This is a genomic window from Pedobacter terrae (assembly GCF_900100705.1).
Lineage (GTDB): Bacteria > Bacteroidota > Bacteroidia > Sphingobacteriales > Sphingobacteriaceae > Pedobacter > Pedobacter terrae.
Genome location: NZ_FNCH01000006.1, coordinates 183796 through 210010, shown reverse-complemented (window position 1 = coordinate 210010; position 26215 = coordinate 183796). Strand labels below are relative to the sequence as shown.

The 26215-nt window shown below is 40.0% G+C and carries 17 protein-coding genes and 1 tRNA gene; 8 read left to right on the top strand and 10 right to left on the bottom strand.

Annotated elements, in window-relative coordinates; genetic code table 11:
• Positions 1–6: 6 nt before the first annotated feature.
• The 4 genes from BLR60_RS10055 to BLR60_RS10040 all read right to left on the bottom strand — a co-directional run bounded on the left by BLR60_RS10055 (position 7) and on the right by BLR60_RS10040 (position 4749).
• A tRNA-Ser gene (locus BLR60_RS10055) sits at positions 7–91 on the bottom strand.
• A gap of 172 nt (positions 92–263) precedes the next feature.
• Entirely contained in the window at positions 264–710 is a 447-nt protein-coding gene (locus BLR60_RS10050) for a DoxX family protein (protein ID WP_090499336.1), read from the bottom strand.
• Between the two features lie 68 nt (positions 711–778).
• Positions 779–1594, bottom strand: coding sequence for a response regulator transcription factor (locus BLR60_RS10045; RefSeq protein WP_090499335.1), 816 nt, complete (start codon positions 1592–1594; stop codon positions 779–781).
• Positions 1579–4749, bottom strand: coding sequence for a ligand-binding sensor domain-containing protein (locus BLR60_RS10040; protein WP_090499332.1), 3171 nt, complete (start codon positions 4747–4749; stop codon positions 1579–1581). Before BLR60_RS10040 ends, BLR60_RS10045 begins: the two co-directional genes overlap by 16 nt.
• A 1272-nt stretch (positions 4750–6021) precedes the next feature.
• Here BLR60_RS10040 and BLR60_RS10030 point away from each other — a divergent pair.
• The 8 genes from BLR60_RS10030 (at position 6022) to BLR60_RS09995 (ending at position 19213) form a co-directional block, all read left to right on the top strand.
• Positions 6022–9225 carry a SusC/RagA family TonB-linked outer membrane protein gene (locus tag BLR60_RS10030; RefSeq protein ID WP_090499328.1) on the top strand — a complete coding sequence of 1068 codons (3204 nt, stop codon included), beginning with the start codon at positions 6022–6024 and terminating at the stop codon, positions 9223–9225.
• A gap of 1 nt (position 9226) precedes the next feature.
• Positions 9227–11149: a RagB/SusD family nutrient uptake outer membrane protein gene (locus BLR60_RS10025; protein WP_244155632.1), complete on the top strand. Its 1923-nt coding sequence runs from the start codon at positions 9227–9229 to the stop codon at positions 11147–11149.
• A gap of 12 nt (positions 11150–11161) precedes the next feature.
• Positions 11162–11863, top strand: coding sequence for a DUF3823 domain-containing protein (locus BLR60_RS10020; protein ID WP_090499326.1), 702 nt, complete (start codon positions 11162–11164; stop codon positions 11861–11863).
• A gap of 154 nt (positions 11864–12017) precedes the next feature.
• Positions 12018–12983, top strand: a complete 966-nt coding sequence (locus BLR60_RS10015) for a glycoside hydrolase family 43 protein (protein WP_090499324.1) — start codon at positions 12018–12020, stop codon at positions 12981–12983.
• Between the two features lie 116 nt (positions 12984–13099).
• Positions 13100–14137, top strand: a complete 1038-nt coding sequence (locus BLR60_RS10010; RefSeq protein WP_090499322.1) for a glycoside hydrolase family 43 protein — start codon at positions 13100–13102, stop codon at positions 14135–14137.
• 15 nt (positions 14138–14152) lie between these two features.
• Positions 14153–15232 (top strand): glycoside hydrolase 5 family protein, encoded by a 1080-nt coding sequence (locus BLR60_RS10005; protein WP_090499320.1) that lies wholly within the window; start codon positions 14153–14155, stop codon positions 15230–15232.
• A gap of 217 nt (positions 15233–15449) precedes the next feature.
• Positions 15450–17300 (top strand): glycoside hydrolase family 2 protein, encoded by a 1851-nt coding sequence (locus BLR60_RS10000; protein WP_090499318.1) that lies wholly within the window; start codon positions 15450–15452, stop codon positions 17298–17300.
• A 395-nt stretch (positions 17301–17695) separates the two neighbouring features.
• Complete coding sequence (locus tag BLR60_RS09995; RefSeq protein ID WP_167354716.1) at positions 17696–19213, top strand: glycoside hydrolase family 43 protein; 1518 nt, start codon at positions 17696–17698, stop codon at positions 19211–19213.
• 239 nt (positions 19214–19452) lie between these two features.
• Here the strand turns inward: BLR60_RS09995 and BLR60_RS09990 are convergent, their stop codons facing one another.
• The 6 genes from BLR60_RS09990 to BLR60_RS09965 all read right to left on the bottom strand — a co-directional run bounded on the left by BLR60_RS09990 (position 19453) and on the right by BLR60_RS09965 (position 26106).
• Positions 19453–20448, bottom strand: coding sequence for a hypothetical protein (locus BLR60_RS09990; protein ID WP_090499314.1), 996 nt, complete (start codon positions 20446–20448; stop codon positions 19453–19455).
• Positions 20449–20486: 38 nt separating this feature from the next.
• Positions 20487–20930, bottom strand: a complete 444-nt coding sequence (locus tag BLR60_RS09985; RefSeq protein WP_090499312.1) for a GNAT family N-acetyltransferase — start codon at positions 20928–20930, stop codon at positions 20487–20489.
• A gap of 247 nt (positions 20931–21177) precedes the next feature.
• Positions 21178–21993, bottom strand: a complete 816-nt coding sequence (locus tag BLR60_RS09980; RefSeq protein ID WP_090499310.1) for an MOSC domain-containing protein — start codon at positions 21991–21993, stop codon at positions 21178–21180.
• Between the two features lie 11 nt (positions 21994–22004).
• A complete protein-coding gene (locus tag BLR60_RS09975; RefSeq protein ID WP_090499308.1) occupies positions 22005–24365 on the bottom strand; it encodes a mechanosensitive ion channel family protein in 2361 nt (786 codons plus the stop codon).
• Positions 24366–24647: 282 nt separating this feature from the next.
• Positions 24648–25247, bottom strand: coding sequence for a GIN domain-containing protein (locus tag BLR60_RS09970; RefSeq protein WP_090499306.1), 600 nt, complete (start codon positions 25245–25247; stop codon positions 24648–24650).
• A 325-nt stretch (positions 25248–25572) separates the two neighbouring features.
• Positions 25573–26106: a PRC-barrel domain-containing protein gene (locus BLR60_RS09965; protein ID WP_090499304.1), complete on the bottom strand. Its 534-nt coding sequence runs from the start codon at positions 26104–26106 to the stop codon at positions 25573–25575.
• Positions 26107–26215: the final 109 nt, after the last annotated feature.

Sequence of the window (26215 nt, the reverse complement as noted above, 5' to 3'; positions counted from 1 at the left end):
ATGCTGCGGAGAGCGAGGGATTCGAACCCCCGGACCTGTTACAGTCAACAGTTTTCAAGACTGCCGCATTCGACCACTCTGCCAGCTCTCCGCTGCAAAAGTAGGAATTTGGAGCTAATCTGCAAACCTTTTACGATCAAATATTTTAATTAATATTTTAAGTCTTGCTAATCATTTAGTTAGGTTGAAAAAAAAATGCAAAAGCATCCATAAACGGCTATTTCATGCTGTTAATAGTCACAATCGGTTACCATTAATTCTAGCTAAAGTGCCTCTTCAGGGTGAATTTTCTGTCGTTCAACCGATAAATATCCATTCCCTTCAATGGCGAAACAGATTAATCCGGCCAGTACCGAAATCGAAATCCAGAATTCGGAGTAGGGTTTAAAAATTCCTCCGGACATATTGATGAAGAATACGGCACCGATCAAGATCGGTAAATTAATCAGGCAGAATGTGCGTGTATAGGTACCTAACGCAATAGCCAAACCACCAATAATATGTAAAACGATAATAAAGTGTGCCAGCAAGCTGATGCTAATGGCTGTTCCCAGAAAAGCGCCTCTCATTAAATTACTAAAGGCATGCATATTGATATAAAAATCAATCCCCTTCCACATTAAAACGAGCCCTAATAAGATTCTGAAAAAATCAAGCCATTTTGGGTGGTGATGATCGCCCCAGTTTTCGATTTTCTTAATCATGTTCATAACTTCTATATTTAGTTATAACAATTTACGAAAAATAAAGAAAACCAACAATAGTTAACTATTTGATTTTAAGGCTTCTTTTTGTCTGTATTCCTGCCGTTTAAATAATCGGTAGGCGACATGCCAAACTGTTTGGCAAAGTTTCGTCCGAAATGCGATTGCGAACTATAGCCCACCATTTCTGAGATTTCGTAAATTTTCAACAGACCTTCATTTAAAAGTTCAGCAGCTTTTTTTAACCTAGTCAAATTAATCAGTTCATTCGGACTCAGATTAGAAATGGATTTGATTTTCCGGTATAAGGTTGGCCGGCTCATGTTCATCTTTTCGGCCAGGTGTTCCACATCAAGATCCTGATTGTTGATGTTTTGGTTAATGGTATCCTGTAATTTTTCCAAAAACAACTCATCTGCCTTAGAATAGCCCATACTTTTTAGATGTAAGAGCGGTGAACTGGAGAAATATTCTTTGATCTTATTCCTGTTCTTAAGCAGACTGGAAATCTGAACCTGTAAAAACTCGGGTGAAAAAGGTTTTTCTACATATGCGTCGGCGCCGAGTTCTAGACCTTCAATTTTAGATTGCAATGAATTTTTTGCAGTGAGCAAGATCACCGGGATGTGACTAAATTCCATAGTCGATTTTACTTTTTCACAAAATTCGAAACCGTCCATTTCGGGCATCATTACATCGCTAATAATGAGTTGCACAATTTCTCGATTCAAAATTTCCATAGCTTCAATGCCATTTCTGGCCTGTAAAACATGGTATTTTTCTTCAAGATCATCCGTAATGAAATCAAGAATATCTTCATTGTCATCAACCAGTAATACAACAGCTTTTTCTGTATCTTCTGCCGTAAACTTGCCTACAATTTCTTCCATTTTCCGTTCAGGTTAAATTCTATTAATTGATGGATAGGCAATTCCAATACAAAGGTATTAAAGTCGCCATCATCGAAACTTAAATAAAGCTCCCCACTATGCAGTTGCGCAAGCGATTTTGAAATCGATAAACCTATTCCAGTTCCCGCTTTTATTTCTGTTTCCTTCGCCCTAAAAAAAGGCTCAAAGATCTTATCTTCAATTTCTTTCGGAATTCTCTTTCCGTCATTTTTAACCTTCACCACAAACCGATCACTTTCCTGCAATGCTAAGTGAATCTGTACGCTAGCTTTACCGTATTTAATTGCATTATCTACCAAGTTGCTGATTATTTTGTAAAAAGCTTCCACATCAATATACGCATGGAGTTTTTGTTCGGGTAAATGAAGCGTGTACTTGATATTTTGCTGTTCTGCTGCCGGCTGGAACTGTATAAATATATCTTTCAAGATTTCAGAAATATCGGCTTTTACAAAGTTTAATGAAAATTCGCTGGTTTCGGCTTTTCTGAAATCCAATAATTGGTTGGTTAATTTGAGCAAACGATCGGTATTTCGCCCCATAATCCGTAAATTTTTTTCTATTGCAGGAACGGCATCAGCCTGTTTAATCAGTTTCTCCATCGGTCCGATAATTAAAGTAAGCGGTGTTCTGATTTCATGGGCAACATTAGTAAAAAATTCGATCTTCGCCTGATAAACTTCTTTTTGTTTTTCGTGCTCAAAAACTTCCATCCTCCGGCTGTTTTTTGCCGCAATTTTTCTATGATAACTTCGCACCAGGAAGAAAATAATTCCACCAATCGCGATCAGGTAAAGCAAATAAGCCAGAGGGCTTAAATAAAAAGGAGGACGTATTTTAATCAGCAGTTTAGCATTTTTGATGCTCCAGTTGTTACTCCCCTCAACCAATGCTTTTACCTCAAAAATGTAATTGCCAGGAGCAAGTTTGGTAAAGTAAACCTTCCGGTTGGTTTTTAAATATTCCCAGTTTTTATAAAGTCCCGTCATTTTATAAGCATACTCGGTCATTTCTGGCGATAGATAGCTTAATGCCGCAAAATCGATACTGAAAGATGATTGGTTGTAGTTAAGTTCGATGGTGTCAGCATAAACGATCGATTTGTTGGTAATAGAATCTTTTCCGTTTAAACCTATCTCCGAACCATTAACCTGAAATCCGGTTAAAAGTACTGGCGGATTATATTTTGTGGTCTTTAAATTAGCCGGGTTAAAGCTTACTAGTCCTTTTACGCTGCCAAAATAGGTTTGTCCATCTTTGTCCTTGTAGGCAGAACTGTAGTTGAACTGGTCGGTGAGTAATCCGTTGGCTTTAGAATACGTTTTGCTCAAACCCGTAGCGGGATCGAAATGGATAAGCCCTCTGGTACTGCTAATCCAAAATTTATTCAAGGCATCCTCTTCAATGCGGAACAGGTAATTGCTGGGGAAGCCATTTTTTATTCCGTAACGTTTAAATTGATGTGTTTTCTGGTCAAACCTGCAAAGCCCTCCGCCATCGGTAGTTATCCAAATACGGTGTTTACTATCTTCAAAAATACTATTTACGGAGTTATGGCTTAAACTCTTTGCATCCTTAGCGATATTCCTGTAATTTACGTAACCTGGTTTGGATAAATTAAACTGAAATATCCCATCGTTAAAGCTACCTGCCCAAATATTGCCCTTGCTATCTTCCATAACCGAATCATAAAAAATAAAGGGGAGGCCAGCAATAGGGTCGAAATCATCTTTTTTCCGGTTATAACGGTAAATTCCATTAATGGTTCCAACTAAAATTTCACCCGAACGCGTTTTACAAAAAGTAACAATAAAATTGGTCCGTAAGGAGTTTCCAGCACCTGCCTGATAATGTTTAACTACCTTTTCTGTTTTCAGGTCTAAAATATCCAATCCATGTTCAAAAGTACCAATCCAGAGTTTGTCGCCATCAACCAATAAACCGTGGATATTGGAATAAGCAATGCTCCCAGGTTTTCCATCTGGCAAAAAATGCTTAAATATGCCTGTTCTGATGTCCAGTTTATTTAGTCCGGCATCTTCCGTCCCGATCCATAAATTACTGGCCCCATCTTTCGTAATTTCCCTTACATCGCTTCCGCTGATTGAATTCGTGCCATTTTGCGGAAAGTATTTGGTAAATAATGAAGTATGGCTTGAGTAATAATTTACGCCTCCAAAGTAGGTGCCGGCCCAAACGCCTCCTTCACGGTCTGCAAAAATGGTGTAAACCGCATTATCGCTTAAAGAATAATCGTTATTGTATTGCTTTTTGAGGTGGATAATTGCTCCACTCTTGTTATTATAAATGTAAATACCCGATTCTGTGGCAATCCAAAACTCGTGTGGGCCTGTTTTTTTGATATCCCGAACAAAAATTGGCGTTTGGTCATCGTTTAACCTCAGTATATTTTTTGAGGTTAAGGTAACAGGGTTGAAAAGTTTAACGCCTTGATTGGTGGTGCCGACCAATAAATTCCCATCTTCAGTTTCTGCAATTCTGGATACCCAGCCATATTCACTTTTGGCATTTTTTCCATTAATATTAAATTGCTGAAAATGATTCGTTCTGGGATTATACTTCTCCAGCGTTCCCTTTCCGGTACTGATCCATACGCTACCATCTTTTAAAACAGTTACCAGCGAGGCATCAAATGGCGCATTATGGGCAAACGCCTGTATTTTCTTGCTACGCATCTGATACAAGTATATTTTAAATGCAGAAAGGATCCATAAATTCCCCTGCTGATCGCTGGCCAGGTCTGTAATCCGCATTCCTTTAGTCGCCTTAATCATGGCGAAGCTTTCCTTTGCAGGATCGTATTGGTATACACCATTGTTTGTACCTACCCAAAGGGTATGTTGCTGATCGTGGTGGAGGGCAGAAATCAGATCGTTGCCCAAACTACCAGCCTTTTCGGCATCGTGGCGGTAGGTTTTAAAAGTATAACCGTCGAACCGGTTTAAGCCATCTTTTGTGCCAAACCACATAAAGCCATTTCCATCCTGCACACTGCAAAAGGCCGTGTTATTAGACAGCCCGTTTTCTACCTGGTAATGTCTGAAATAGTAAGGCTGTGCCAAAAGCAGGTTAGCCAAAAATAACAGATATAAAAGAATAATGAGTTTTTTCAAGATATATTGGTCGGTAGCTTCAAATATATTAAAGAAATGCTTTGCTTTCAGGCTAAATTGAATTTGAGTGGATCCGTAGAAAGATTGAGACAGATTCTATTTCTATTGTGAAAGCCTTAAAGATCGAAATTCAGTTTTTAGAGATCTGAAACTGCCAACCGCAAACTGTCAACTGAAAACTGCCAACTGATTTGGGCGTTCCCTAAGCTGCGCAAAGGTCGGGCTTTACAGGGCTGCGCTGCGCTCCGGTACCGAGAAGGACCGGTACTGAACCCTTACAATCCGTAACGCAAAACCCACGGCTTTATAAACCTCTAGCTAAACTTGATAAAACGTAAAACTAGGATCCCAATTTTTCATCCAATCGTGTGGACATATCTTTTTTGAAAATAGCTAGGCATTTTGCTAACTGACTTTAATAAAGCACAGGTTTTAGCGAAGTACGCCGTCAATCCCAAGTGGCAGAAGAATCAAAAAAACAGGTGCAATACAGAACAAATGGCACCACCAAACCTGAAACGCAGTGGTTTTGTGTTCATAAACGATAATTAAAAGTATAAAGGAATTGAACACAAAACAAAGTGCCTCTGTTTTTTTGATGAGCATGGGGTAGTGTGAAGCCACCTTGTTGGATTGACAAAGCGCTTTGGGTACTTTGGCGCTCAAAGTACCATGCCCCTGCGGCATAGAGCAGTAGAAGAATGTTATGAATTATATCAAAATGATAGGGTTTTTCATCAGGGGAGGACTTGAAGAGATAGCAGGGCTTCCCTAACCGAAATGTGCCAGCCCTATCATTTCCAAAAAACAATGACCACTTCAGCAACATATCGGTAATGCGACAAAACTGCCAACTGCGAACTGAAAACTGATTTGGGCGTTCCCTAAGCTGCGCAAAGGTCGGGCTTTGCAGGGCTGCGCTTCGCTCCGGTACCGATGAAGGATCGGTACTGAACCCTTACAATCCCTAACGCAAAACCCACGGCTTTATAAACCTCTAGCTAAACTTGATAAAACGTAAAACCGGTGTGCATCTTTTTTATTTGTAGCTAATTTATTGCAAAACGTTACCCTAAGTAAATTATCTGTGTGTATCCTGCTTATCTGTGGTTAATTATATTTCTGTAATCCCTCCACACAAATCGAGACAAAATGGAGAAATATTGATACAAATCCGTATCCAGCACTAATGCTAAAAACCGAATCTTTGGAAAGAATTAAATAGAACTAAAACCATTTACTTCTAGTATTTAACCAAATCCTTAACCAAATATGAAAAGAAGTTTATTCTACTATGAAGGCTTTGTAAGCCCGGATTGGTACTTGCTTCAAAAGCTGTTTTTGAAAAGCAAAATCCTCTCCGCTATTTTTACCTCAATTATCTTACTCTTATTTTCATTTCAGCTTATAGCACAAGAACAAAGTACCGTTACAGGTACCGTGACTGATGAAAAAGGCGAAACAGTTGTGGGTGCCAGCATTAAAATTAAGGGCACCAGCACGGGAGCAACAACTGATGCTGACGGAAAATTTAAAATTCAGGTGGCGGATAAAAATGCGACCCTGATTTTTATTTATGTAGGTTACGTCAATCAGGAAATCGCCCTTGCAGGCCGTTCGCAGGTTAATGTTAAACTTAAACCCTCCAACAACGATCTTTCGGAGGTGGTGGTTGTGGGTTACAACACACAGAAAAAGGAAGCCATAACTGGGGCTATTTCCTCCATCAGCAGTAAAGACCTCGAGAAAGTACATGGCGGTTCAACCGTAAGTACAGGCCTTGCCGGTAAACTGCCTGGCGTATCATTCAGGATGCCCGATGGCAGACCGGGATCGAGTGCCAACATCCAGATCCGTAACATGGGTAATCCGTTATATGTTATAGACGGGATTCAGCAGGATGCTGGTCAGTTTAATAATATTTCTCCCAATGATATCGAAACCATTAGTGTACTAAAAGATGCTTCGGCCGCTATTTATGGTAGCAGGGCTGCCAATGGAGTAATTTTGGTGACTACCAAAAGAGGTAAAAACAGTACGCGCAATACCTTTAGTGTTGATGCTTATACCGGATGGCAGAATTGGGTACGTTTCCCTGAAACTACCGATGCTTACCAATGGATGTTGGGAAAGGCTACCGCAGAATTGAATCAAAACGGCAAAACTGATATTACCCAGGCCGAACTGGATAAATGGAAAGCGGGAACAGAATATGGTTATCAGAGCCAGAACTGGAAAGATATCATCATTGCGCCCAACGCCCCACAATCATCGATTAATTTAAGTGCTTCTGGTGGCAGCGATAAGGTAAATTATTACTTTTCAGGCACACATTTAGATCAGAAGGGGGTGTATGGAAAGGATAGGGAGTTCGATTTTAAAAGAACCAATATCCAGAGTAATATCGAGGCTAAAATAACCGACCGTTTTAAAGTGGGGATGCTCATAAATGGCCGTATAGAAAGCCGCGATCAGCCGGGTGTACCGGGCGGTGACGATTATTTTGCCGCACGTTTTGCGCTTTTGAGAAACAGGCCAACTGAGCAGGCTTATGCCAATGGCAACCCCAATTACCCTAATGATATCGGGCACAATACCGAACAGTTTGCCGTACAGAGTAAAGCCTTAACAGGTTACTGGAAATCAGACTGGAGGGTTCTACAAACCAATTTATCAGCCAGTTATGATACGCCTATTAAAGGGTTGGAAATTAAAGGTTTGTATTCTTATTATATCGCCGATAATGTGATTAATGGCCATGAGTATACCTACAATGTATATGCTTATCACCCGGAAACTGGTGTTTATGAAGAAAAAGTAGGAAGCTCTAATCCTTACAGGGAACGCAGAAACGAAAAGATATACACCAATACCTATCAGGTACAGGCTAACTATAACCGTACTTTCGGTAAGCACACTATTGGAGGTGTTTTGGTAGCGGAGCGTTTAGATCGTTTTAGAACCTATACTTTCCAGCATGCCGTACCACAAACCAATATTTTGCCTGTTTTGCAGTTCGCTGATATGGACGGTCAGGATTTTGCAGACATTCAGGAAGAAGAGGCCCGTATTGGCTACGTAGCCAGGTTAAACTATAATTATGACAACAAATATTACCTGGAATTATCTGGTCGTAGAGATGCCTCATGGAAGTTTGCGCCCGACAGGCGTGTAGGTTATTTCCCTTCAGCATCCATCGGTTGGAGAATTACCCAGGAGAAATTTATAAAATCGCTTTTAGGTGAAAGTACCATCTTAAATGATCTGAAACTTCGGGCTTCGTATGGCGTACTTGGTGATGATGATCTGGGGATCGATCCTTTTGCTTACATTCCGGGATACCGCTACAATCAAGGTACTGTAATTTTGGATGGAAAAAATATTACTACTTCGAGGGATAAGGGACCCGTTATCAATAACCTTACCTGGTTTAAGAGCAAAATTACCGATATAGGTCTGGATTTCTCCTTATTCAATAGCAAACTTAGCGGAACTGCAGATTATTTCTACAGAAAACGTACCGGTTTAAAGCAGGTTAAAAATGATGTATTGGTACCAATTGAACTGGGGTATCCACTGGCCGCAGAAAACCTGGAAAGCGATGCGCAGTTCGGAGCCGAATTTGCGTTGAATTACAGGGATAAGATCGGAGAATTCAACTACAACGTTGGTGGAAATATCTCCATCAGTCGCAGGAAATTTTTAGATCAGTATAAACCGCGTTATGGCAACTCATGGGACAATTACAGAAACAGCTATAATCAGCGTTATACCGATATTTTTTGGGGATATGAAGTAACCGGACAGTTCCAAAACATTGACGAGATCAATAATTATAAAGTAAACATCGATGGACAGGGAAACCGCTCTTTATTGCCAGGTGATTTAATTTATAAGGATCAAAACGGCGACGGTGTGATTAATGACCTGGATCAAAGACCGATCGGATATACCACACAAGGTCAGCCGAACATCGGCTTCGGTTTTACCATAGGCGGTTCTTACAAAAACTTTGATTTTACGGCAGATTTTTCAGGTGGAGCGATGTATTCCTGGAACCAGAACTGGGAACAGCGTTGGGCATTCCAGAATACAGGAGCCTTATTGCAGAATTTTGCTGATGACAGCTGGCACCGTAGCAATCCATACGACCTGAATAGCGCATGGATCCCTGGGAAATATCCTGCATTACGTTTTAACGATGGTGGCCACAGCAATTACAACAAAAATTCTACTTTTTGGCTGCATAATGTGAGGTATTTACGTGCCCGTACGCTTGAGATCGGTTATACCATACCAAAAAGATGGGCCGAAAAAATCAAGATCCAGAATGCCAGGGTTTATGTAAATGGATATAATCTGTTTTCGCTTGATAACCTGAGTGATTATGGGGTGGATCCGGAAATTGCAGACGATAACGGTTTACAGTATCCACAGAACAAGTTTTTTAACATCGGACTTAAATTAACGCTGTAACATGAAAAAGACTAATCAGATGAAAAAAATTATATATGCTTTTGCTGCCATCGCTTTTTTGAGTTTTGCGCAGTCGTGTAAAAAAGATTCAGCATTCTTAGATAAACAACCTACCAGTACCCTGCCCATTGATGCCGTATGGAAAGATCCTAATCTGGTATTAACCGTTGTGGGCGATCTTTACGATCGTTACCCGGATTACCAGACCATTGAAGCCTGGTATACTTTTACCGATTTTGACGAAGGTTTTGCCTCTGCCAGCGGTGATTATTTTCGCCACCAGAATTTAGAGTACGGTTATGATGCTTGGAGATATTGGGATATGGGCGCCTATGGTTACATCCGCGACTTAAATATGTTTATTAAACGCGGACAGGAATCTACCGCTTTAAAAGCAGAAGACCGCGACCGTTTCCTGGCCGAAGCACGTTTTATCAGAGCGGGGGTATATTTCGAAATGGTAAAAAGAATGGGTGGCGTACCGTTGATCACAACCGTTTTAGATTACGATTACAGCGGCGACCCAAGTTACCTTCAGTATCCAAGGGCAAAAGAAACCGAAATTTATGATTTTGTGATTGCTGAATTGGAAGCCGTAAAAACCATACTGCCTGATAATCCATCTGTACAGAGCAGGGCTACAAAAGCTGCAGCACTTGCTATGGAATCAAGAGCAGCCTTATATGCGGGTTCAATTGCCAAATACAGCAATTCGCAGTTAACCTTGCCGGGTGGAGAGGTGGGCATATCATCAAGCCTGGCCAACGGTTATTTTACGAAGGCCTTAGCTGCTGCAAAAGAGATTATTGATGGAGGTAAATATTCGCTATATAAAAAGAACCCTAATTTATCTGAAAATTTTGCTGCGCTTTTTACTGATAAAGGCAGTAATCCGGAAGTGATTTTTGCAAAAGATTTTAAATTAAAAACCAATAAAGCTCATGGTTTTACCATTGATAACCAACCGCGTTCTTCTGCTGAAGAAGCGCAGGGCGGGCGTTTAAATCCATCCTTAAATCTGGTTCAGTCTTTCGAGAAACTGGATAATACCTATGCATCTATGGCTTCTGTAGATGGAAGTGGTAACCCGTTATATTATACCAATATCACGGATATTTTTGCAGGCAGAGATGCACGTTTGGCTGGGACTGTTATTCTTCCCGGAACACAATTTAAAGGTAAAACGGTTGATATATGGGCAGGCTATCAATTGGCCGATGGCTCTATCATAACGGGCGATAATTTCGGACAGAACAAAACAAATGTACTTCCTGGCAATGCGGGTTCAGTACAGGTGGTAGGTGCCGATGGTCCGGTTGATGGATTGGAATTCAGTGCACAATCAGGATTTTATGTCCGCAAATATTTAGATCCGGCAACAGGTTCCGGACAGATTGGTACCCGTAGTGATGTTTGGTGGATCCGCTACCGTTACGCCGAGGTATTGTTAAATGCAGCCGAAGCAGCCTTCGAACTGGGTGATGCCGCTACAGCAGCCAACTACATTAAACAGGTAAGAGACCGTGCCGGTTTAACTACAGCCTTAACGCCTGCGCAAATCACTTTTGACCGTATCGTACACGAGCGTAAGGTGGAATTCGCTTTTGAAGGACATGAACTTTGGGACATGAAACGCTGGAGACTGGCTGATAAAGTTTGGAATGGCAGTAATATGTCGGCAGCTGATTTTATTAATTCAAACAATATTGGTAGCGCAACACGTACCAGTACGCAGGTATTTGGTTTGTGGCCCTACAAATATTACAATCCCGGCAATGCCAACCATTTAAAATATATTTTTAAAGTGATTAAACCAAGCCGCGTAACCGCTGCACACCGTTTCCGTATCGGTAATTATTACTCTTCTATTGGGCAGGATGTGCTTAACGGAAACCCTAAAATTGTAAGAAACCCTAACCAATAAGCAGATATAGATATGAAAATGAGATTTTATTTCATGATAGGGGCACTTATTGCCGTACTTTTTGCTTCATGTAAAAAAGATAATTATGATGCACCCGAAGCTGATTTTAACGGACGGATCGTGTATAAAGGAGAACCCATCAATGTTCAGTATGGTCAGGTGAACTTCGAACTCTGGCAGGCAGGTTTTGGGAACTACTCCGCGTTGAATGTTAACGTGAGCCAGGAGGGGACCTATTCTGCCAAATTATTTAACGGAGATTATAAACTGGTTTTTTCACCAAATCAGGGACCTTTTTTATGGAAAAAGAATGCTGCTGGTAAACAGGATACCATTGTGGTAAACATCAACGGCAGTAAAACCATGGATATCGAGGTGATGCCTTACTACATGATCCGCGGAGCGACGCTCAGCGCTGCAGCAGGCAAAGTAAATGCTTTTTGCAAACTCGAAAAAATCATTACCAATGCAGATGGCAGGGATATAGAAAATGTATCGCTTTATATTAACAAAACACAGTTTGTGGATGGCAGCAATAATATCGCTACTCAACAGATCAGCGGTGCAGCTATCGCCGACCTCAATAACCTGAATATGAGTGTAACGATCCCTGGTATTACGCCTACCCAAAATTATGTTTTTGCAAGGATAGGTGTTAAAATTGCCGGTGTTGACGATTTGATTTTTACTCCGGTAAGCAAAATAAGTTTTTAATTTTTTTAATTGTATCGTCATTCCCGCGCAGGCGGGAATCTTAATGAGCATGTAGCCAATCTTCATTATGCATTAAGATTCCCAATCAGGTTGGGAATGACGATCAATCGAGGTGTGATTGATAATCAGTATCTTACTTTTCAGGTCATATTAAATGAAATATATTTACGCCCTTTTTTTATGCTTTTTACTATGTTTCATTGGCAAAAAAATAGTTGCCAAACCGCTAAACGATACCCTATACCTTGCCGACCCTACCATTTTCGTAGATAAAGGCAGTTATTATTTATACGGTACCAGCAGTGATGAAGGGTTTTTGGTTTATGTTTCAACAGATCTTAAAAACTGGAAGAGAAAGTCAGAAAATAATGGTTTTGCTTTAAAAAAGGGCGATGCTTTTGGGAGCAAAGGTTTTTGGGCACCGCAGGTATTTAAAAGGGCAAATACTTATTATATGGCTTATACCGCTGATGAACAGATTGCCATTGCGCAAAGCAAAAGCCCATCGGGTCCATTTAAACAAGAAACCTTAAAAGCCATTTCAGGCAGTGGAAAACAGATCGATCCTTTCGTATTTACAGATGCTGATGGGAAAAATTACCTCTATCATGTCAAACTCGATCATGGCAACCGGATTTTTGTAACGGAACTGCAGGCTGATTTTTCCGATATCATCCCCAACACGTCCAGACTATGTTTATCCGGTACCGAAAATTGGGAAAACACCGCAAAAACGGATTGGCCGGTAACCGAAGGACCGACGGTTTTTAAAAAGAACAATCTTTATTATCTTTTTTACTCAGCAAATGATTTCAGGAACCCTGATTATGCGGTAGGTTATGCCACTTCAAGCTCGCCAACCGGGCCGTGGAAAAAATATGCCGGGAACCCCATCATCAGTAAAAAATTATTAAAAATAAACGGCACTGGTCATGGCGATTTTTTTACCGGTAAAGACGGGACTTTGCAGTATGTATTCCACACCCATCATAACAATTTAAAAGTGTCGCCAAGAGCTACAGCAATTATAAAAGCAGCTTTTGTGAAAGATATAGATGGTATTGATGAGTTGCAGATAAACCCGGAAAGTTTCCGCTTTTTAATGCAGGACGTAAATTGATTGCTTTTGTAGAAATTTTGAAACAAAAGAAGGCTGGTTTCAGAAAATAAATCACTTTTTTTAAAGATTGAAAAAATGCAATAACCTGGAAAAATAGCAGGTGTAAAGCTTTAGAAATGAATAGATTGAAACTAAAATTACTTTTCGCACTTTGCTTATTGGTAATTGGAGGGTTAAATGCACAGACATTTACCAATCCCCTGTTGCCATCTGGTGCCGATCCTTATAGTTATTATAAAGATGGCTATTACTATTATACCCATACCACAGGTAATCGTGTAGACCTTTGGAAAACCAAAACCTTAGATGGTTTAAAAGATGCCGAACGGAAAACCATTTGGAAAGCACCAACCGCAACGATGTATAGTAAAGAAATCTGGGCACCTGAGGTGATGTTTTTAAGGGGAAAATGGTATGCCTATTTTGCTGCCGATGATGGAAGAAACGAACACCATCGGATGTATGTGTTAGAAAATGCTTCGGCCGATCCGATGAAGGGAGAGTGGGTATTTAAAGGCAAAATTGCCGACCCTACCGACAAATGGGCTATTGATGGCGATGTAATTGATTTTAAAGGTCAACTGTATATGATTTGGTCTGGATGGGAGGGGGATAAAAATGGTAAACAGGAGATATTCATTGCCAAACTTAAAAATCCCTGGACAGTAGATGGGCAACGTGTAAAAATTTCTACTCCAAAATTCGACTGGGAAAAAAACGGGGATTTAGGCGGAGGGGAACATGTTGATGTAAATGAAGGTCCCCAGTTTTTGGTGCATGGCGATAAAGTTTTCATCATTTATTCGGCCAGTGGCTGCTGGACAGATTTTTATGCCTTGGGTATGCTATCAGCATCAGCAAAAAGTAACCTGCTTGATCCTGCTTCGTGGAAAAAGTTTAATCAGCCTGTTTTTCAACAGTCGCCAAAAAATGGTGTTTATGCACCAGGTCATAACTCATTTTTTAAATCGCCAGATGGCAGAGAAGATTGGATCCTATATCACGCCAATGATAAACCGGGCCAGGGCTGCGGAGGTTTTCGCTCGCCACGTGCCCAAAAGTTCTCCTGGAATAGCGATGGTACACCAAATTTTGGGACTCCGGTAAAACCTGGCGAAAGTTTAGCTTCACCATCTAACCGCAATATTAACTAATCAGATACAACCGATATGAACCTAAAAAACTATGTTCTACTTGCTGCAATGAGCCTAAGCATCAGCACGGGCTTTGCACAAAAAACAAAGAAAAGCGCAGAGCCTGCAAAAGTATGGCCGGTAGAGAAAGCAAATGCCTGGTATAGCGAGCACAAATGGCTAACCGGCGCAAATTACATTCCATCTAATGCTATCAACCAGTTGGAAATGTGGCAGGCAGATACCTTTTCGCCCGATCTGATAGATAAAGAACTCGGGTGGGCCGAAGGAATCGGTTTTAATACATTACGTGTATTCTTGTTCAGTAAGGCCTGGAGCCAGGATCCGGCGGGTTTTAAAAAGAGAGTGGACCAATTTTTAACCATTACTCAAAAACATGGTATTAAACCTATGTTTGTTTTTTTTGACGATTGCTGGAATAACACCTCAGCCATTGGCAAACAACCTGAACCGAAAACAGGTATCCACAATTCAGGCTGGTTACAGGATCCCGGTGATCCGGCATTTAAAGAAGAAGCCAATTTTGCCGAGCTTGAAAAATATGTAAAAGACGTGCTCACCCATTTTGCGCATGATAAACGGATTTTGCTTTGGGACTTGTATAATGAACCTGGAAACAGCGGAAAGTTAGAAGCTTCGATCCCTTTGTTAACCAAAACTATCGGTTGGGCGCGTGCCGTTAATCCAGATCAACCCATTTCAATTGGATTATGGAGCTGGGGTTTCGAAAAATTAAATGCCATACAACTGGCCAATTCGGATATTGTAACCTACCATAACTATGAGGCGCCAGAATGGCACCAGCGAACTATTGATCTGCTAAAAGCCAGCGGCCGACCATTAATCTGTACAGAATATATGGCCAGATCGAGGAACAGCCGATTCGCTAATATTCTGCCGATGTTAAAAGAAGAAAATGTTGGTGCTATAAATTGGGGATTTGCTGCGGGTAAAACCAATACGAAATATGCCTGGGATACCCCGCTTGCCGATGGATCTGAACCAATTGAATGGTTCCACGAAATTTTTCAGCCCGATGGTACACCATACCGCCAGGATGAAGTTAACCTGATCAAAAAACTTAATAATAAGTAACGTGTGATTTCGTCATTTCGACCGTAGTGCCTGCCCGTACAGGCGGGGAGAAATCTTTTTTTCTTCATAAAGATCTCTCCATTTCGCTGCGCTACAGTCGAGATGACGACCATTTCTGTCAGAATCTGCGTGTATTATTAGCATGCCGAAAGACAACTATTTTTTTCTCCTTGATTAGCAATACACATCCCCAACCTCAACACTCAAATTTAAACCAATGAATAAAAAAGTATTAATTACCTTATCACTGCTAGGGCTTTCGCTTTCCCTTTTCGCGCAGCAGCAAGACAAATCATGGTCGATGGTAAAAGGCAAAATCTCATCACCATGGGCACAGGAGGTTAACCCTAAAAATGTATTGCCAGAGTACCCACGTCCTCAGCTTGAGCGTATGGGTAACTGGAAAAACCTGAACGGACTTTGGGATTACGCTATTTCTGAAAAATCGCAGCGTCCGGCCATTAACCAGGGGAAAATTTTGGTTCCTTTTGCGGTAGAATCTGCACTTTCTGGTGTGGGCAAAACCGTTGGTAAAGATAGCCTTTTGTGGTATAAAACCGTATTCACGGTTCCGGCGAACATGAAGGGAAAAGAAATTTTACTTCACTTTGGTGCTGTTGACTGGAGATCGACCGTTAGCATCAATGGCAAAGAAGTAGGTAAACATGAGGGTGGTTTTGATCCTTTTAGTTTTAACATTACACCATTTTTAAATAAAAGCGGCAACCAGACCTTAACCGTAGAAGTTTGGGATCCGACTGATGAAGGTCCTCAGCCAAGAGGCAAACAGGTGAAAAGACCCGAAGGCATCTGGTATACGCCGGTAACGGGTATCTGGCAAACAGTGTGGATCGAAGCGGTAAACAAAGCACATATCGATCACATTAAAATCACACCTGATATTGATCAGCAAACAGTATCCGTTACGCCGTTTTTAACAGGTACTGGCGCAGATGAGGTTAAGGTTACCGCATGGGATGGCAAGACTAAAGTGGCTGAACAGGTTGCTGTTGTTAACGGCGCAATCACTTTAAAAATAGCCAGTCCCAAGCTGTGGAGTCCTAAAAATCCGTTTTTATATGATTTAAAGGTAGAATTACTTACCAAAAATAAAAAGGTAGATGAGGTGAAAAGTTATTTCGCCATGCGTAAAAGTTCCATGGGCAAAGATCAGAATGGCATTCAGCGTATGCTGTTAAACAATGAGTTTGTTTTTCAGTATGGCCCGCTTGATCAGGGATGGTGGCCTGATGGTTTGTACACCGCACCAACAGATGCCGCCTTGAAATTCGACATAGATAAAACTAAGGAAATGGGTTTCAATATGATCAGAAAACACATTAAGGTAGAACCAGCCCGTTGGTATTACTATTGCGATAAAGCGGGAATGTTGGTTTGGCAGGATATGCCAAGCGGCGATTTGGGTAACGGCTGGGAAAACCGTCCGGGTGTTTTAGACCACGGTTCGGATCAAAAGAGGACTGCAGAATCAGAAGGATATTACAAAAAAGAATGGAATGCCATTATTGATGCACTTTATAATGTACCTTCAATTGTGGTTTGGACACCTTTCAACGAAGCATGGGGCCAGTTTAAAACCGTAGAAATTGCCAAATGGACCAAGGAAAAAGATCCGTCAAGGTTGGTCAATACGGCCAGCGGTGGTAACTTCCATCCGGTAGGCGATATTATCGATCTGCATAACTATCCGCACCCGGCTATGCCAAGCCCCGATTATTTTGGAAAAGATTATGCCCTGGTATTGGGTGAATTTGGTGGACTCGGATTGCCTATTGATGGCCATGTTTGGCAACAGAAGAATAACTGGGGTTACCAAAGCTTTAAAAACAAAACAGATCTGTTTAACAAATACGCCCAGTTTACGAAACGTTTGCAAGAATTAATTCCGTTGGGGCTTTCTGCCGGAGTATACACCCAAACTACCGATGTTGAAGTAGAGACCAATGGATTGATGACTTACGACAGAAAAGATATCAAGTTTTCAGAAGCACAGATGAAAGCTTTGCATGAGAAATTATATCAGGTTAACGTACCGGTGCAGAAATAAAACGCTATAAAATCGATCTCGACTGTGCTGCTCTTCGCTATCAGACGGCGAAATGGAGAAATCTTTGAACTATTTTAAAAGATTTCTCCACTGCGGTCGAAATGACGCCCCTTGTATATCTGTCATCTATGCTCCGATATATTTGAAAATTCTAGCCTCTATCAATGACAGATTACACTAGTGTGATCGTCATTCTCGCGCATGCGGGAACCACGAAGTGCTCAGCGAAGCTAATCTTAAAGCTTGCATTACGATTCCCATCCGATCTATCGGATCAAGTTGGGAATGACGATTTATAGTAGGGTAAGATTCTGATAAAGAAGCTATTACTCGTGTTGGTTTTATACAATAAATTACACCTCGAAATGAATATTTTCACTTGCATAAATCTATTAATGAGAAAAAAGGTAAAGTTTTCGCAGTATGCTACCTTAGCGGTAATCGCTAAGCTTCTTCTGATTACGAATATGTTATCGGCACAAACCGTAATAGAACCTATAATTGCCGGAGATTTTGCCGATCCTTCCATTATCCGGGCCAACAACCAGTATTATGCAGTGGGCACGTCATCAGAGTGGGCACCTCATTTCCCTATTTATAGTTCAAAAGACCTGCTGAACTGGAAACAAACAGGTTATGTTTTCGAACAGGCACCAGAATGGACATCAGGTTCATTTTGGGCACCAGAATACGATTATCATGATCAAACTTATTTTATATACTATACAGCAAGAAGGAAAAAGGACAATATATCGTGCATTGGAGTAGCTACCTCAAAATATCCGGATAAGGGCTTTGTTGATCAGGGTATTATCATCGATTATGGAAAAGAAGCTATCGATGCTTTTATTTACCTGGATGGTGGCACACGTTACATTACTTTTAAAGCTTATGGTTTAGATAAGCGTCCAATTGAGATTTTAGCGTACAAACTTGCTCAAAACGGACTCAAAGTAGAGGGGGAGCCTTTCTCCTTATTTAAAGATGATGCACATATTGGTTTGGAAGGGCAGAGCATCCTCAAAAAAGATAGTTATTATTATCTTTTTTACTCTGCGGGTAACTGTTGTGGTGTACAATGTGATTACAACGTAAGGGTGGCCAGATCAACATCTTTTGCCGGACCATACGAACCTTATGCTGCCAATCCGCTCTTAATGGAAAATGAATATTGGAAATGTTCAGGGCATGGCACATTTGTTAATGCAGCAGATGGGAAGGATTATTACCTCTACCATGCTTACAATAAAAAAACCAATGTTTTTTCAGGCAGGCAGGGAATGTTGGCGCAATTAAGCTGGCCCCAGAAGGGTGGTTGGCCAGTACTTAAAGAACAGTCAGGCCCAAAGCTTAACCAGGATTTAAAAATAACATTTACCAAACCCGAAATTGATAAAAGATGGCAATGGGATTTCAGGAATTCATCGCCGACAATTAAACAGCAAAACGGTCAGCTTCATTTATCAGGAGAGATGAAAAATAATAACGTTACCGGTATAGCACTAACCATTAGACCTGTATCGGCAACATTTGAAGCAACCACAGCAGTTACCAATAGCACTAGTGCTTTAAAAGGCCTGGTATATTACGGTGATGCAGGGTCGGCCCTGGGCATTGGTATAGCTGGAGATGAAATCGTGTTCTGGAAAGTCGAAAATAAAATAAAAACAATACTTTCAACGCGCAAAGTACCAGCAACAGTTCCTGTAGAGCTTAAAATGAAAACGGCTGATGATTTAAGTGTAATGGTATTTTTTAAGCAGGAAAACCAGGAATGGCAAAATATGCCAGCTAAGGAGAAAATGAAGACTAACTTTTTACCACAATGGGATAGAAGCCCGCGTATTGGTATTCTTTTTAATGGACTTGTTAATCAAGATGCTGATTTTTCTTTTTTTGAATTGAAGTATTGATTGATGTAAAAGCTGCCGACAAGCTAATTTATTTCCGTTCTAATTTTTGTGGAAATGAGCATGTAGTGGTGCTTCGGGAATAGCAGCCCCGTTAATCGCTTTATCCCGATAGAAAGAACCGGGATGCCCGCTACTACCGGGTTTATCAAACGGGGGTTGCTGCACAAAATCCTCAACACTTATTCATCTTTCCCTTCGGAAGAACGAATGAGCGCTAATTGATTGCCAGGAAATTTACCCTATGCCCTGGCCAGCCTAAACTCATTATAACACATAATGATATTAAACCCGAGGAAAATAATGGCTTCCGAACTCACCTTCAATTTATTGATATCAACGCCTAAAATTGAAGAAATAAACAGGGTTGCAAAAACGAGTATCGCACTTAAAAATATACTGATAAAGGCCGACTGCAGCAACATCGTGATTCTGAAAAGATTGTTTTGAAAAAAATATTCAGGACTACGAATCATCTGTGCGAGATTAACGATAATAAAAAAGCCAATAAGCAACACATAAACATTCATATAGGGCGTGGCATTATCCCAGGCCAACAGGTTAAAATAGCCTTTCGAAGCGAAGTAAAGAATAATGGAGATGCAAATTAGGGCTTTGAAAATTATCCAGAATTTTTTATCCGCAAGCAGGAGATACAGTTTAGGGTATTTTATGCTGTCTACACGGTTAGCAATTCCCAGTAACTTAGCAGACGGAGATACGAAAGGATTAAATATACCTAACAGTATCAGCATAATGGTACTCGTAAACTGAAAAATAGCGTCACTGATTAACCGATCCATGTTTTCCTGATTAAGGACTGTATTGTTCGAATAGGTAAATATTGATAAAGAGATCAGTATAATAACCACAAGATGGAATAATACACCAACATAATTGCTTAAACCAGGTTTGTTTAGTTGCAGCCTTTCGGTATGCTGTGGCTTGCTACCTGTGGAGAATTTAGCAGATAGCGCTTTAAGCGAATCGGCCGCGCCTCTTGCCATCAGGGCAATGGCAAGTACAAAAATTCCGATGCCGATAATAAAACAGGCTATACCTGCGGCCTCAAAGCTATGTAGCCCAAGAAGAAAAATAACTGTACCAATGCTAAGTGCTACATGTTTGTACTTGATTTTGGTGAAACCATGCATGTTGAGCAAGAGCGTATAAAACAGTCCAAATGCAGCGCCAATTGCCACTGCCATTAATAGTTTACCTGTAATGTTTTCGAGCATGATGTAGACAAAAATCGGTGGTAGCAGTTGTTAATTTTTTACGCCTTTAATTCCATAGAAAGTACAGGAAAAGGTTTTCCTGCTGCATCCACTTCACTCCGTTCGACGGTTACGAAACCAAGTTTTTGATAAAAGCCTACTGCCTGTTCATTCTGCTCATTTACATCAACCATATAGACATGATGTTCTTGTTTCGCAAAATCAATCAATCTTTGGCCAAGTCCTTTTCCCCTTACATCTGGATGGATAAAAAGCATCTGGATTGATTTTTCGTTAATGCCTATAAAACCCATCATCTCTTCTTCAACCTTAACAGTGTATAACCGTACCTGATCAAAATACTCATTTAAAATTAGCCAACGGTAAGTGATAAGATCTTTTTCAGAAAGAAAATGGTGCGTGGCTCTAACGGAGCTTTCCCAAACTGCAATCAGTTTTTCATAATCTTTTCTAACTGCAGCTACAATTGTTGCTTCTTTCATTCAATAGATATTAAATCATTTGGTTTCCAATACTTATTAGGAAATTTATTTTTTAAACGTTAAATGCCGTGAAAAGTTTGCTAACGAAGATAAAGCAATACGGTTCATGATCTTGGCTTAGCGATCTCAGGTTGTCTAAAGCGGTTTATATCATATGGAATAATTAAAGCCTTAACAGGTTAGCATACTCAATGATTTTTATTGTAATATCAATGCCACATCCATATTCCATTTCACATCTTCCATTTTACGTCTTCCATCTCATCACCTTCAGTTCATCGCCCACACGGATGATCCCGGTTTGTTGATGCAGTAAATTCTGCCCGAACATGATTTTTTTACCTACTGTGCGGTAGCTGGCCAGTGTTCTTAAAGGTTCTGGCCCTTTCTCCCCAGTTTGTTGATCAATTGTAATGAGTACGCATCGCGAGCATGGCTTTACAGCCGAAAATAAGACCTCACCAATATAAAAGTCCTTAAAACTATCCTCAACATGAGGTTCACCTCCGGTAAAAACAAAATTTGGGCGGAAACGGTCCATCCTGATCGGGCTTTGAATCTTTTCATTCAATCCATCCAGAGAAGATTGACCGATAAGAAGGCAAGGGTAACCATCAGCAAAACTCACAACTTCATCATTTAAGGCATATCTGGGATCAACCATTCGTCTTTCCCTTTCCGGCATTTTTACCAGTTTTACTTTAAATTTTAAAAAATCAGAAAACCAGTTGCTTACCTGTACATTTACCTCGAGCGCGGTAGCCGTATCGTTCCAGATTACAACAGGAATTTGTTTTCCAGTATCTTCATCCAAAGAAAAGGATATATGTTGTGCTGGCGATTTTTTATGAGAAACCTTTAGTTTACCATCCAAAATACTTACCTGTAAAAGTGCCAGTTCAAAATGCTTCCGCTGGGTAATAAATATACCTTCCTCATCCGCAAGCATCCATCTTCTATCATATTGTAAACCTCTTTCTTCGAGTTTTGCCTCCTGTAAACTTATTCCTCCCAATGACTTGATGGGATAAATATTCATTTCAGAAAGGACAAATTTGCTCATGTGATCTACAGTTATAAAATTTCAATCCCTTTTTGTTCAAATGCTTCAAAAATCTGTGCATTAATCATACTTTTGGTTAGGTCGGCTTTTGAGATATCCTTACACCAAAAATAAATATTAATCTTACTGTTCAGTTTAGTCACCGGACTGATCATAATTACCGGCTCTTTGCTGATAAATACGTTGTTATTTTCGGCAATGATTTCCCTGATCAGGTTAACCACATCTGTGGTATTAAATGGCTTGGCAATGGATAAGGATATATTAACCCGCATCTGGTTATTGCTCAGTGTCCAGTTAATGATGTTATTAGACAGAATAGCACCATTTGGAATGATGATTTCTGCACCCTCATCGCTCAGTAAGGTACTCGCACGCACACCAATCTCCTTTACACGTCCTTTTTTATCACTGATTTCCACAATATCTCCAATGCGGATTGTTTTGTCAAAAATAAGGATGATTCCCGAAACAAAATTGCTTACAATGTTCTGTAAGCCCAATCCAATTCCAACACCCAGTGCCCCAAGGATCACCGTGATTTTATCAATTGGCAATCCGGAAGCTGCAATAGCAAGGAGAAAACCTCCAATCAATAACAATAAGCGGGTAACCAGTAATTTAGATCGCTCTCCTTTATTATCCTCAAAACTGTCATCACCCGTATCACCAAAGAAATAAGCAATGTATTTTTGCAAAAAGTTAGCAATCCAGATAATGCCTAAAAATAATACAATGCCCCCAAGCGTAAAAGAGAAACTGCCTATGGTTCTTTTTTCAGTTAAGACTTCCATCACCGACTCGTAGAGACCATTAAATATATTCAGATTGGTGGTAAATATGACAAACCATATTATGGTTGCACCAATACCTGTAAGCCTTTTAAGGCCTGCAATTACAGGTTGCCAATCAAAATATTCCGGAAATCCTTTACGGATTCTGCTGCTTTTCATCTGTAGTAAAAAGGCTTCTACCAATACTTTGGCCAGGATGGTTAATGATATGGCATTTAAAAGCGAACTTACCCCGGTTGAATAAAAAATCTGCGTGAGGGTAAAGCGTCCAAATAGATTACAAAACGTGGCGATAATGGCAAAACCAACATAAATAAACCCCGTGATAAGAATCATTCTGTATCTTTTGGTTTTTTCATCAAGTATTTTCCATACCATCATACCATAGGCAACTGAACTGGTGGTGAGGAATAAGAGGAGCCAGCGCTGGTATCTGGGCGGCATACCCAATAGGCGTAAGAATACTGGAGCAAGAAGCAGTATTGCAAATATGCACCAGTAGTAAAACAACTTTGAGTTTAGCTTTTTGCGGAAATATATAGTGAGCAGGATGGCGAGGACAATCTCTACGGCTTCTATATAGAGCGCGGGCGCCCTCAGATCGAAAATAGGCGCCAGTGCAAAGAGCATGATCAAGGTAATTAAATAGGGGTACGGGCTGATGAGCGAAAAACCATCAATTGTTTCTAAACGGCCCCGTTGTTTTACACTTCTAAAGTTGAAGAATACCCAGAAGAAAAATATGGTACAGGTAAAAAGTAATAATAGTCGGCTGCTTCTGGTGTATATAAAATAGTAGCCAGATATTTCTTGCTCTCCCTTAATAAACTTGCGGAAGCCCATGCTTTTATTAGCCTGTTTATTAATCGATTCCCATAAATAACGGCGTTCTTTACCAAAAGCTTTAATGCTAACCGCATCAAGCTGGTTGTCAGTAATATATATCAACTCCTTGATGTTGATGAGGTTGGAAGAGGTTCTGGCCTGTAGGTTATTGATGGATAAAGTTGCTGTTTTCAGCAGGCTATCCATCACTATACGTTTCTTTTTTAGCTCTGCAAATTCACTTTTAAACATCATCTGTACGGCAGGTACTGTAAACATTTTGATCAGTACGGAGTCTTTGCGGAGGTTAAGAATTTCGGTTTTTAAAGCCCGCAATTCCTTTTCATAATCATCAAGGTCTGATAAACAATCTTTGTTGTTGCTTTCTAGTTCTGCCAAAAGCGTCTCGTCCATCAACAGGTTTTGAAGATTTGGAGCTCTGTCGTGCTGTGTTAGGCGGCTTTTAAGTAGTGCCAGTGCAGCCTCGTCCTGGGTTAAATGTGCTGCTATAGGCTTGAGTTTTTTAAATGAACCTACAGTTACCGGAACTTTGTTAATGATTTCAAATACTTTTTCCAGGTGTGCAAGATAATCGCTCTTTGTCAATATTGCAGAATCCGAAAGAATAGCTACATCCTGCCCCTTATACATAGGTTTATCTTTCTGTGCAAATACATGGACAGAAAAAAATAAGAAGAGGATTAATGATATGGCATTCCGGATGGTTGAGTTAAAAGAATTTCTTGTAATCATCTAGCTTAAGCAGTATTGAATATATCTTTTATGAGGCATTTAGTTTTTCAAAAATAGGGATTAGAATTGACTTCTTTATGGCTAATATAATAGCGAATACATGCAGATGGCGAATGTCTAATTTACATTCAACAGGTTACATTTTAGCTGATGACAGTACTGTAGAAAGCTGTTATATTGAGCAGAGCTAAGAAAATATATAGCGCCTAACTTTTGCCAATACATTGAACAAAAAAAAGCGGCAAAATTATTTTTGCCGCCTTTTTCAATTTTATTAAGTAATTATTTTGCTAACGAAGCAGTTTGTGTTGTTTCGGCTGCTGGTGAGCTCATTTGCGTTTTCAGCGCAGCAAATCTGTCTAGATTAAGTTTTGGCGTGCTTCCCATTACCAGGATATGTTCTTGAGTTGCACCACTTAATTTTAAATCTGCACGCCCTTCAATTACAGTATATAAACTTTCTGTATTGGAGTTTATCTCTGCCACAGCATTTCCTTTTAAGAATAATTGCAGGTATTTTGTATCCAGTTTGCCTGTAGTTTTTACTACTGCATTTTCGGAAGCCTGCACTCTATAGATATTCTTTACATACACGGTAATCTTTGCTACATTCCCATCAACTGAAGTGATTTTTAGTGCATGTCCGTCCTGCATCACTTTAACGCTACCGGTGTTATCATCATTATAGCTTACACTTTCTTTTTGTCCTTGTATTAATGTAATTTCTACATTTCCACTAACAATAACCTTGCTGATATTTTTAGGTGCCGACATTTTGATTGGCTGTTTCTCGCCTGCCATTACATTTGTTGAAAAAATAGCAGAAGTTAAAATGATTGCTGCTAACACTGATTTTGTTAAAGTTTTGATGGAGGTTTTCATAATGCTGTTATTTATATTTTTGTATATTTTGTTGTTGTTTTGTAGATAAGACGTCGTTATATACAAAACGTTGCAGCAGAAAATCCTTAATTATACCAACACAGCTTAATTCTCGACGAACGGGTTTAAAAATCGGGCCAACGATGGTCTTTTTTTGAAGGGGTGTTATGATCACGATTAGCCACGGTTAAATAATTAAACTTTATTATAGGAAGGGGCGAATAAATAAATTTAAAACAAAACGGGAGCTTTCTGATCGAAAGCTCCCGTTTTGTTAGATGATAAGTCTGTTATCGATGCATCTACATCAATTCCGATCTAATTGTTAAATTAATGGATCAGTATCCTGATTGCGAGGATTTTGATCAGGAAAACTATTCCGATCAAAATGGTGATGACGATAAAAGTTTGCACGGTCTATCTCTACAATTTCATCTTCCATTCGCAATGCCGCCGGGCTTCCGATGATGTAGCGAATCTCATTTTCCATTTGAGGAGTAACCTCACCAATAATATATCTTGGCATTGCCCTGAATTGATCTAGGTGAATATCCGGTAAAATAACCTCTTTTTTATCTTCACCTAAATTTGCAAGACCAATAGGTATCAGTACAGCTTTTTCATCCAAATCTTCCCCCATATCAACAAGCTCCACAATTACGTAGCGAATTGCATTTTGCTCGGGATCAAACAGGAGATCGCGCACCTTTCCAACTGAATTACCTGCTTCATTTCTTACTGGCCATCCTTTAATGTCGGCCTCGCCGTCTGTTAATTGATAATTACTTTTTGAGAGCTCTTCTAAATTGCTGTATACAATAGTTCCTGAATCCATAATTGCTTTTTTTAAAGGGGCCATTCGTAACCTGAGCCCATTTTTACAACAAGTTTATCAGAAGATGGTTTTTTAAATTGGGGAGGCAGATTACAAAAATAGGACATTAATTGAACATCATAAAGTGATTTTC

Excerpts from the sequence above, each read along its gene's own strand:
- BLR60_RS10050 (WP_090499336.1), bottom strand. The coding sequence starts at position 710 with ATGAACATGATTAAGAAAATCGAAAACTGGGGCGATCATCACCACCCA.
- BLR60_RS10045 (WP_090499335.1), bottom strand. The coding sequence starts at position 1,594 with ATGGAAGAAATTGTAGGCAAGTTTACGGCAGAAGATACAGAAAAAGCT.
- BLR60_RS10030 (WP_090499328.1), top strand. The coding sequence starts at position 6,022 with ATGAAAAGAAGTTTATTCTACTATGAAGGCTTTGTAAGCCCGGATTGG.
- BLR60_RS10025 (WP_244155632.1), top strand. The coding sequence starts at position 9,227 with ATGAAAAAGACTAATCAGATGAAAAAAATTATATATGCTTTTGCTGCC.
- BLR60_RS10020 (WP_090499326.1), top strand. The coding sequence starts at position 11,162 with ATGAAAATGAGATTTTATTTCATGATAGGGGCACTTATTGCCGTACTT.
- BLR60_RS10015 (WP_090499324.1), top strand. The coding sequence starts at position 12,018 with ATGAAATATATTTACGCCCTTTTTTTATGCTTTTTACTATGTTTCATT.
- BLR60_RS10010 (WP_090499322.1), top strand. The coding sequence starts at position 13,100 with ATGAATAGATTGAAACTAAAATTACTTTTCGCACTTTGCTTATTGGTA.
- BLR60_RS10005 (WP_090499320.1), top strand. The coding sequence starts at position 14,153 with ATGAACCTAAAAAACTATGTTCTACTTGCTGCAATGAGCCTAAGCATC.
- BLR60_RS10000 (WP_090499318.1), top strand. The coding sequence starts at position 15,450 with ATGAATAAAAAAGTATTAATTACCTTATCACTGCTAGGGCTTTCGCTT.
- BLR60_RS09995 (WP_167354716.1), top strand. The coding sequence starts at position 17,696 with ATGAGAAAAAAGGTAAAGTTTTCGCAGTATGCTACCTTAGCGGTAATC.
- BLR60_RS09990 (WP_090499314.1), bottom strand. The coding sequence starts at position 20,448 with ATGCTCGAAAACATTACAGGTAAACTATTAATGGCAGTGGCAATTGGC.
- BLR60_RS09985 (WP_090499312.1), bottom strand. The coding sequence starts at position 20,930 with ATGAAAGAAGCAACAATTGTAGCTGCAGTTAGAAAAGATTATGAAAAA.
- BLR60_RS09980 (WP_090499310.1), bottom strand. The coding sequence starts at position 21,993 with ATGAGCAAATTTGTCCTTTCTGAAATGAATATTTATCCCATCAAGTCA.
- BLR60_RS09975 (WP_090499308.1), bottom strand. The coding sequence starts at position 24,365 with ATGATTACAAGAAATTCTTTTAACTCAACCATCCGGAATGCCATATCA.
- BLR60_RS09970 (WP_090499306.1), bottom strand. The coding sequence starts at position 25,247 with ATGAAAACCTCCATCAAAACTTTAACAAAATCAGTGTTAGCAGCAATC.
- BLR60_RS09965 (WP_090499304.1), bottom strand. The coding sequence starts at position 26,106 with ATGGCCCCTTTAAAAAAAGCAATTATGGATTCAGGAACTATTGTATAC.